General features: G+C 20.0%; 10 protein-coding genes and 1 pseudogene. 5 read left to right on the forward strand and 6 right to left on the reverse strand.

Features of this window, described 5'->3' with window-relative positions:
- The first annotated feature begins 92 nt into the window (after nt 1-92).
- From fabF to GJT96_RS00480, 5 genes are all read left to right on the forward strand, one after another.
- The gene (gene fabF, locus GJT96_RS00460) at nt 93-1,334 is read left to right on the forward strand and encodes a beta-ketoacyl-ACP synthase II (RefSeq protein ID WP_169780295.1); all 1,242 of its coding nucleotides are present in this window, start codon (nt 93-95) and stop codon (nt 1,332-1,334) included.
- A gap of 132 nt (nt 1,335-1,466) precedes the next feature.
- Nucleotides 1,467-2,087 carry a dTMP kinase gene (tmk, locus tag GJT96_RS00465; protein WP_169780296.1) on the forward strand — a complete coding sequence of 207 codons (621 nt, stop codon included), beginning with the start codon at nt 1,467-1,469 and terminating at the stop codon, nt 2,085-2,087.
- Between the two features lies 1 nt (nt 2,088).
- Nucleotides 2,089-3,099, forward strand: coding sequence for a DNA polymerase III subunit delta' C-terminal domain-containing protein (locus GJT96_RS00470; RefSeq protein ID WP_169780297.1), 1,011 nt, complete (start codon nt 2,089-2,091; stop codon nt 3,097-3,099).
- Between the two features lie 41 nt (nt 3,100-3,140).
- Nucleotides 3,141-4,598 carry a PTS glucose transporter subunit IIBC gene (ptsG, locus tag GJT96_RS00475; RefSeq protein WP_169780298.1) on the forward strand — a complete coding sequence of 486 codons (1,458 nt, stop codon included), beginning with the start codon at nt 3,141-3,143 and terminating at the stop codon, nt 4,596-4,598.
- Nucleotides 4,599-4,623: 25 nt separating this feature from the next.
- Entirely contained in the window at nt 4,624-4,974 is a 351-nt protein-coding gene (locus GJT96_RS00480) for an HIT domain-containing protein (RefSeq protein WP_169780299.1), read from the forward strand.
- An 84-nt stretch (nt 4,975-5,058) separates the two neighbouring features.
- Here the strand turns inward: GJT96_RS00480 and gap are convergent, their stop codons facing one another.
- The 6 genes and pseudogenes from gap to GJT96_RS02330 all read right to left on the reverse strand — a co-directional run.
- Nucleotides 5,059-6,057, reverse strand: coding sequence for a type I glyceraldehyde-3-phosphate dehydrogenase (gap, locus tag GJT96_RS00485; protein WP_169780300.1), 999 nt, complete (start codon nt 6,055-6,057; stop codon nt 5,059-5,061).
- 60 nt (nt 6,058-6,117) lie between these two features.
- Nucleotides 6,118-7,914: a signal peptide peptidase SppA gene (sppA, locus tag GJT96_RS00490; RefSeq protein ID WP_169780301.1), complete on the reverse strand. Its 1,797-nt coding sequence runs from the start codon at nt 7,912-7,914 to the stop codon at nt 6,118-6,120.
- A gap of 37 nt (nt 7,915-7,951) precedes the next feature.
- Nucleotides 7,952-8,341, reverse strand: a complete 390-nt coding sequence (locus GJT96_RS00495) for an exodeoxyribonuclease III (RefSeq protein ID WP_169780302.1) — start codon at nt 8,339-8,341, stop codon at nt 7,952-7,954.
- 54 nt (nt 8,342-8,395) lie between these two features.
- Entirely contained in the window at nt 8,396-9,427 is a 1,032-nt protein-coding gene (gene ychF, locus GJT96_RS00500) for a redox-regulated ATPase YchF (RefSeq protein ID WP_169780303.1), read from the reverse strand.
- A gap of 10 nt (nt 9,428-9,437) precedes the next feature.
- A complete protein-coding gene (gene pth / locus GJT96_RS00505) occupies nt 9,438-10,019 on the reverse strand; it encodes an aminoacyl-tRNA hydrolase (protein WP_247646090.1) in 582 nt (193 codons plus the stop codon).
- A 21-nt stretch (nt 10,020-10,040) separates the two neighbouring features.
- A pseudogene (locus tag GJT96_RS02330) lies at nt 10,041-10,278 on the reverse strand (ribose-phosphate pyrophosphokinase); the annotation flags it as partial.

Here is a 10,278-nt window from a genome sequence, read left to right on the forward strand (position 1 = left end):
ATTTTTAGAAAAAATTATAAAAATAAAATAATATATAATATTATTTTATAATAAATACGAATAATTATATATATATTATATAAAAAAACATAATGTTAAAACGTAGAAGAGTAGTCATAACTGGTATTGGAATGATTACTCCAATAGGTAATAAAGTAAAATCTAATTGGTTTAATCTTATTAATGGTAATAGTGGCATTAATTTAATTAATACTTTTAATACTAGTAAATATAAAACTAAAATTGCAGGATTAATAAAAAATTTTAGATATAAAAATAATATATCAAATAAAAAAAAAAATATTGATTTATTTATTCAATATGGTTTAATGGCATGTAAAGAAGCTATTAAAAACTCTGGTTTAATATTTAATAAACATAATAATTCTAGATTTGGAGTGTCAATAGGTTCTGGATTAGGTGGTATTAATTTAATAGAAAAAAATAATTATATTTTACATAAAAAAGGTCCTAATAAAATTACACCGTTTTTTTTAACATCTACTATCATAAATATGATTACAGGAAATATTGCTATAGATTATAAATTAACTGGACCTAGCTTATCTATTAATACTGCTTGTAGTTCTGGTATTCATAATATTGGAATTGCTTTTAAAATTATTGCTTATAATGATGCTGATATAATGATAACAGGAGCTGCAGAAAAAGCAGTAACTCCTTTGAGTCTAGCTGGTTTTTGTGCAATGAAAGCTTTATCTAAAAGAAATAATGAACCTAAAAAGGCAAGTAGACCTTGGGATAGAGATAGAGATGGATTTGTTATGGGAGATGGAGCAGGTATTCTAATTTTGGAAGAATATTATCATGCAAAAAAAAGAAATGCAAATATTCTTGCTGAATTAGTTGGTTTTGGAATGAGTAATGATGCTTATCATATAACTTCTCCGCCAATAAATGGTGAAGGAGCACAATTAGCAATGTTAAATGCATTAAAAGATGCACATATTAATCCAGAAAATATAAAATATATAAATGCACATAGTACATCAACAATTTTAGGTGATATTGCTGAAGTAAATGCTATAAAAAAAATATTTAAAAATAATTATAATGAATTATTTGTAAGTTCTACAAAATCAATTACCGGACATTTATTAGGTGCTGCCGGGGCTATAGAATCTATTTATTCTATTTTATCTTTAAAAAATCAAATTGTTCCAGCAACAATTAATTTAGATAATCCTGATAAAAATTTAGATTTAGATTTTATTCCAAATATATCTCGTAATGTATACAACATGAAATATGTATTATGTAATTCTTTTGGATTTGGAGGAACTAATGCATCATTAGTATTTAAGAAAATATGATTTATTAAAATTAATTTTAACAAATTAACAATAAAAATTACTTTTAAAATAAATAGTTATTTTATGTTTTTTAAAATAGAATATCTATTTTCCTATAAATTTATTAAAAAAATAAATATTTTAATATAAAAAATGAAATATGCAAAATTTATTGTTGTAGAAGGGATTAATGGATCTGGAAAAACTACAATATGTAATTATATAATTAAGTTACTTAATAGTTTACATATTTATAATATAATTAAAGTACGTGAACCAGGTAGTACATTTATTGCAGAAAAATTAAGAAACATTATTAAGTTTTCTAAAGGAGAATTTTTTTCTTATAAAACAGAATTATTATTAATATATGCAGCAAGATTACAATTATTAGATAATATTATTAGGCCTAATATAAATAAAAATTGGATTTTATCAGATAGATATGATTTATCTACATATGCTTATCAAATTGGAGGAAGATGTATAAAAGAAAAAAATATAATATTTTTACAAAAATTTATTAATAATAATATAAAACCAAATATAACCATTTATTTAGACGTAAATCCAGTAATTGCTTTACAAAGAATAAAACCTTTTATAAAAGATAGGATTGAAAAAGAATCTATAAATTTTTTTTCTAAAGTAAGATGTTTTTATATAAAAATGGTAAGTAAAGATAAAACCATAAAAATGGTTGATGCTAATAAAAATTTAAAAAGTGTTAAATTTTTAGTTAAAAATATTATTAATAAATTAATTAATATATAATATGAAAAAAAAAACTATATTATCATTATATCCCTGGTTAAATAGTTATTATAATAAAATTATTAATCAATTTCAAAATGAAAAAAATTATACAGCTTATATTTTTTATTCTTTAAATGAATTAGGTATAACTTCTTTAATTTATGAATTAATTAAATGGATTTTTTGTATTAATAAACAAAAAATATACAGTTGTTCTATATGTGATAACTGTATCTTAGTAAATAAAAATATACACCCTGATTTATATATTATTAAAAATAATACAAAACAAGTTTCTATTGGAGTAGATTATATTAGAAATTTAATAAATAAAATTTATCAAACATCTTACACAAATGTTGGTAAAATTATATGGTTTCCAAATCTTAAACAATTAAATATATTTTCTAATAATGCTCTTTTAAAAGTTTTAGAAGAACCTCCTAAAAATACCTATTTTTTTTTACAATGTAAGAGTAAAAATGAACTATTACCTACTATATATAGTAGATGTCAATTTTGGAATATTGTTCCCCCAAATGAAAAAATAAGTATTTCATGGTTAAAAAAAAATTTACAAAATAATTTAATTTTTAAAAAAAAATCTATAAAAAGTGCGTTACGAATATGTAATTACTCCCCAATTAATACATTATATTTACTAAATAATAGTATATGGAAAAATAGAAACATTTTTTATGGTGTTTTAATTTCTGCATTTAAAATAGATATTATGAATTTATTATCTATATTAGATAATAAAAATATTTTATTTTATTTAGATTGGATTTATCTAATTTTATTAGATGTGTGTAAATTACATTTAAAAATAAATTTAAAATTTTTTTATAATTTAGATCAAATCTTTATCATCTATAAAATATTTGATTTAATTTTTATAGATAAAATTATTTTAATGATAAAAAAAATATTTTTTTATAAAAAAATATTAATAAAAATAAATACAATAAATCATAAATTAGTAATAATTAATTTATTATTATCTTTAGAAGAGATATATAAATCTTAATTATTTTTATAAAATTTTAAAATATAAATATAAGGTTTTATATGTTTAATAATACGTTTGCTAATATGCAAAAAATAGGAAAATCTTTAATGTTACCAGTATCAGTTTTACCCATAGCTGGTATATTATTAGGTATTGGATCAGCTAATTTTCATTGGTTGCCTAATATTGTTTCTAATATTATGGAAAAAACTGGGGGTTCTGTATTTGCTAATATTCCATTAATATTTGCTATTGGAGTAGCATTAGGATTTACTCAAAATAATGGGGTATCTGCTTTAGCCTCTGTTATTTCTTATGGTATTTTAACAAAAACTGTTGAAGTAATAATTCCTATATTATTACATAATAATATTACACAAAATGTAATAATACAAAAACATCTTACAGATACTGGTATTATTGGAGGTATTATTTCAGGTGCTATTGCTGCCTATATGTTTAATCGTTTTAATAATATTCAATTAGTAGAATATCTTGGTTTTTTTTCTGGTAAACGTTTTGTACCTATTATTTCAGGATTAACATCTATTTTTATAGGTTTATTATTATCTTTAATATGGATACCTATTCAAAAAATAATACAATTATTTTCATATTGGGCAATTTATCAAAATCCAGTATTTGCATTTAGTATATATGGAATTATAGAAAGAACATTATTACCTTTTGGGTTACATCATATTTGGAATGTTCCATTCCAAATGGAAATAGGTTCATTTTTTAGTAATGTTACCAAACAAATATATCATGGTGATATTGCTAGATACATAGCAGGAGATCCATCTGCAGGAAAATTAGCAGGAGGATTTTTATTTAAAATGTATGGATTACCAGGAGCTGCTATTGCTATATGGCATACATCAAAAAAAAAAAATAAAAATAAAATTAGTAGTTTAATGTTATCGGCTGCATTAACATCTTTCCTTACCGGAATTACTGAACCTATAGAATTTTCTTTTATGTATGTAGCTCCATTATTATATGTAATACATATTATCTTATCTGGATTATCTTTTCCAATTTGTATTATGTTAGGAATGAGAAATGGAACTAGTTTTTCTCATGGATTAATTGATTTCATTATTTTAAGTGGTAATGGTTCTAAAATATGGTTATTTCCTATAATAGGAATTATATATGCTATTATTTATTATAGTATATTTAAAAAAATAATTATTAAATTAGATTTACAAACACCAGGGCGTGAAAAAATAGAAAATAATATATATAATAATGATTATATATCTTCAAATTATGGAGAAAAATTAGTAATAGCTTTTGGAGGAAAAAAAAATATTACTAATTTAGATGCATGTATTACTAGATTACGTATAAGTGTTTTAGATACAAAAAAAGTTAATAAAAAAGAATTAAAATTATTAGGAGCATCTGCTATTATTATCTCTGGTAATGGAGTACAAGCTGTTTTTGGAACTAAATCTGATAATTTAAAAACAGAAATGGATAATTTTATAAAAAAAAATTATGATAAATAACTTTAAAATTAATTATATATAATATATGAATGATAAAGAAAATATATTTCAAAAAATTTTATCTAAAAAAATAAATGCCGATATTATTTATCAAGATAAACTAGTAACAGCTTTTAATGATATAAAACCTCAAAGTCCGATACATATTGTAATTATACCTAATACTTTTATAAGTACTCTTAATGATATTAATAAAAATCATGAATTACTTTTAGGTAGAATGATATTAGTATCTTCTAAACTAGCTAAAAAAAAATGTATTAATAATGATGGATATAGAATTGTAATTAATTGTAATACTTATGGATGTCAAACAATATTTTACTTACATATGCATTTATTAGGAGGTAGACAAGGTACAAAAGATTTTTTTTAAGTTATTTTAAATTTATTAATTTATTAAAAATAATATTTGCTATGTATTTAAAATAATTAAATAACATAGCAAAATTTTTAATTTTTAATTAAAAATATGTAATACTAAATCTAGTATTTTATTAGAATATCCTGTTTCATTATCATACCAAGCAATTAATTTAAAAAAATTGTTACTGATAGAAATACTTGCATTTTTATCAAAGATAGATGTTAAAACAGATCCATTAAAATCACTTGATACAACATCATCTTCTGTATAACCAATAATATCTTTCATATAATTATTAGATGCATATTTAATTACTTTACAAATATCTAATAATGTAGTTTTTTTAATAATTTTAACAGTAAAATCAACTACAGAAACATTTGGAACAGGTACTCTTAATGAAATACCAGTTAATTTATTATATAATTCTGGTAAAACAATTCCTACTGCTTTTGCGGCTCCAGTACTTGACGGAATAATATTTTGATATGCTCCTCTTCCTCCTCTCCAGTCTCTCATAGAAGGACTATCTACAGTTTTTTGAGTTGAAGTTACTGCATGTATAGTAGTCATAAGACCATTTTCAATAATATAGTTATCATTAATAACTTTTGCTAATGGAGCTAAACAATTAGTAGTACATGAAGCATTAGATATTATATCTTCACCATTATAATTTTGAAAATTTACTCCTTTTACATACATAGGTATAGTGTTATCTTTAGGCGGAGCAGTAATAATAACTTTTTTAGCTCCAGCATAAATATGCTGTTTTGCTAATTTTTTTGTTAAAAAAATACCAGTAGATTCAATTACAACATCAATTTTTAAATCATTCCATTTTAAATTACTAGGATCTAATTCAGAAAAAATATGTATAATATTATTATTAATAATTAAATTATTCTTATTAATCTTAATTTTATTATTAAACATACCGTGAGTAGAATCATATTTTATCATATATGCAATATAATTTATTTCTAATAAATCATTAATAGCTATAATTTTAACTTTAGTATTTTTTTGAGCAGCTCGAAAAAAAATACGTCCTATTCTACCAAATCCATTAATAGCAACTCTAATAGACATTAAAATCTCCTAAATCTAACGATTAAAATATAAAAAATTATATATAAAATTATTTATATTTTATCTATTTAATAATAAAACATATGTTTTTTGAGAACTTAAAAAATTCATATTATTTATGGGAAATAGATTATTAATAATATTAGTTATAATATAACTATTTTTTTTAAAAAAAAAATCCAATATATTTAAAATACTTGTATTTTCCCATTGTAATTTAATTTTTTTAATTTTTGTTAATTCAGAAATTTTTAGTTTTGCATAATCAAAATCACCTAAATCGTCAATTAATCCATATTTAATAGCATCTTTACCTAAGAAGATCATACCATTAGCTATTTTTTTTACATTTTCGATAGGGAGATGTCTTTCTTTTGAAACTACATTAATGAATTTATCATAACCATTTTGCATTGTTAATTCTATTATTTTCTTTTCTATTGTAGATATTTTTTTAGTTATAGGAAAATTAAATCTATCAGATATATTTACACCATCTTGTTGAATACCAAATTTATTTAGCAAATCACTAAAATTATATATAATACTAAATATTCCAATTGAACCAGTTAAACTAGAAGAATCAGCAATTATAAAATCTGCTGCTGTAGAAATCCAATATGCTCCTGATGCTGCTACTTTACCCATTAGAACAACTATAGGTTTGTGAATTTTTTTTAATAAAATTAATTCATCATAAATAGCTTGTGTTGCTTGGATATCTCCACCTGGACTATTAATTCGTAATATTAAACCTTTAATATTAGAGTTTTGATAAACTTTATGTATTGCTTTAATAATAATATCACTGTTATTTTTACCATACATTATTATTCCATTTATTGTTATAACAGCAATATTACTTTTATTATGTTTAATTATATTATTTTTATCTATATTTAATTTAATATAACTATTAATATCAACTTTATTATATGTATTTTTATTTTTATTAAAACCAAAAATTTTTATCATTTCATCTTCAAATTCAGCATTATTAGAAATTTTATCTATTAATTTATTTTCTAAAGCAAATAATGCTAAATCTCCGTGAGATTTTTCAAGAGAAATTAAAAAATTTTTATTTGTAGGGAAAATTTCTTGAAAAGTTAATTTTCTATTTGCAGCTATAGTTGTTAAATAATCATACCAAATATTATTAATTAATTTATTTAAAATAATTTTATTAGTATTAGACATACTATTTCTTATTATAGGTTCTACTGCAGATTTATGTTCTCCTATTCTAAATATATAAGTATTTATTTTTAATTTTTGTAAAAAATCTTTTATAAAAAATTGTTTGGAACTTAAACCGTGTAATTTAACAGAACCATATGGTGATAAAAAAACTTTATTAGCAAAACTAGCTAAATAATATTGATTTTGATCATATGAATCTGAAATAGCATATACTTTTTTTCCTGTTAATTTAAAATCATTTATATATTTACCTATATAACGTAATGTAGGTAAGTCATGAATATTTAAATTATGTAGTTTTAATATAATTCCACTTATATTTTTATCTTTTTTTGCATAACTTATTGCTTGAATTATATTTAATACAGAATTATTATCTTTTTTTATAAATTTATTAAAAAATTCTAACTTATAATTTTTTTGATAAAAAGAATCATCAGTTAAATCTTCGTTAAAATTAATTTCTAAAACTTGATTTTTTTTTTTAAAAATTTTATTATTAATGTTTTGTTCGTGATGAATATTATATATGTAATAACATAATAAAGATACTAATAATATAAAAATTATATTTATTATTAATATTCTAGTAAAGTTAATTAATGACCATAAATAATAAAAAAAAGATTTTACTAAATCAAATAATTTAATCATTTGTCACCTAATTATAATTTATTTTAAATAAAATTTATTAAATAATTTTTAAATTTACCCAAATAGGAGCATGATCTGAAGGTTTAATTAAATTACGAATGTTATATTCTATATCTGAATTTATATAATATTTTATTAATGATTTAGTAATTAAAATATTATCAATTCTTAATCCCCTATTCAAAAAAAAATTATTCGACCTATAATCAAACCAAGAAAATTTATTACTTGTAAAAGGATGCATTAATCTCCAAATATCAAATAGTCCCCAATTAAGTAATTTATTTATATAAAACCTTTCCTCTGGTAAAAAAGAACACATCCCTAGTTTTAACCATTTTTGACGATTTTCATTTCCTATTCCAATATCTAAATCAGTAATACTAATATTAGTATCTCCTATTATTATAATATGATTATTAGACAAAAATAATTAATATATATAAAATATATAATTTTTTTGTAATGTATAAAAAATTACTTAAACCTTGAAAAGAAAATTAATTATATCACCATCATTAATAATATATTTTTTCCCTTCTATATTCATTTTACCAGATAATTTTGCTTTTATTATATTTTTATAAAAAATAAAATCATTATAATGGATTACTTGTGCTCTAATAAAACCTTTTTTAATATCACTATGAATTTTTTTTGCAGCTTCTAATGCTGTTGTTCCTTTTAATATACTCCATGATCTTGTTTCTTTTATACCCACTGTATAAAAAGTATGTAAATTTAATAATTTAAAACTTAAAGTAATTATTTTTTGTAAATTATTATTTACAGATAATTTTTTTTCTTTATTAAGATTTTTGATACATATTTTTAATATTAAAAAATTTTTACTAAGAAATAAAATTTCTTTTAAAAAAAATTTATTTTTAATATTATCTTTATCTATATTAGCAATAATAAATATTGGTTTAATTGTTAATAATTTAAATTTTTTTAAAATATTTATTTCTTCTATATTTAATTTTAATAAATTTAATAATTTTCCATTTTTTAAATGATGTAAACAAATTTTAAATAAAGATTCTAATTTGTCATTTTTTTTTTGTTTTTTTTTATATACATTATTTTGTAATTTACAAATTAAATTTATATCAAATTGAATAAGTTCATTATTTATAATTTCAACATCTTTAATCGGATTATATGATAAATTTAATATTTTTTCATCATTAAAACAACGTACTATATGAATTATAGCATCAACTTCTGATATATTATGTAAAAATTGATTACCTAAACCTTTACCTTTATAAGCTCCTTTAATTAAACCAGCAATATCAACAAAAGTTATTGTAGATTGTGTAATTTTTCTAGATTTTACTAATTTAAATAAATAAATTAATCTATTATCAGGAACAGTTACTATACTTATATTTGGTTTTATTGTACAAAAAGGATAATTTAATGCATTTACATTAGAATTAGTTAATACATTAAATAATGTAGATTTACCAACATTCGGTAGACCTATTATACCACATTTCAATCCCATTTTAATCCTATTATTTTTTAGTATGTAAAAATGTTACTGCTTGATTATAATTTTTTTTAATAAAAATTAATAAAGCACGAATACCATTTTTAATGGCAAAATTAATATTTTTTTGTTCAATTTTAGTAGGTTTACTTAATACAAAATTATTTATTTCTATTTTATTTTTAGGATGTCCAATACCTATACGTAATCTATAAAATAATGTACTTTTAAATATTTTAATGATATTATTAATACCGTTGTGTCCACCACTACTACCACCATATTTAAATTTTATAATTCCAGGTAAAAAATCTAAATCATCATGAATTACTAAAATATTTTGTAAAGTAATTTTATAAAAATTAGAAATAATAAATATTGATTTTCCTGAATTATTTATAAAAGAATTTGGTAAAAATAATATTATTTTTTGATTTAATAAAATTAAATTACTAGTATAACCGTAAAATTTTTTATTTTTTTTAAATTTTAAATTAAATTTTTTAGCTAAATTTATAACATATTTTGCTCCCATATTATGACGGGTACCAATAAATTTATTATCTATATTATTTCCTAAACCTACAATAATTTTTATATTATTCAAATAATTTTTATCCTATTAATTTTATTTAAACATTATAGAAATAGATTCTTCATTATTAATTCTTCTTATTGTTTCAGACAACATAAATGATAGTGTTAATACTCTAATTTTTTTAATTTTTTTAATTTTTTCGGTTAATGGTATACTATCACATACAATAATTTCATCTATTACTGAATTATAAATATTTTTAATAGCATCTCCAGAAAAAATAGGATGAGTAACATAAGCAAAAACTTTTGTAGCTCCATTATTTTTT

The organism is Enterobacteriaceae endosymbiont of Donacia piscatrix (genome assembly GCF_012569525.1).
GTDB lineage: Bacteria > Pseudomonadota > Gammaproteobacteria > Enterobacterales > Enterobacteriaceae.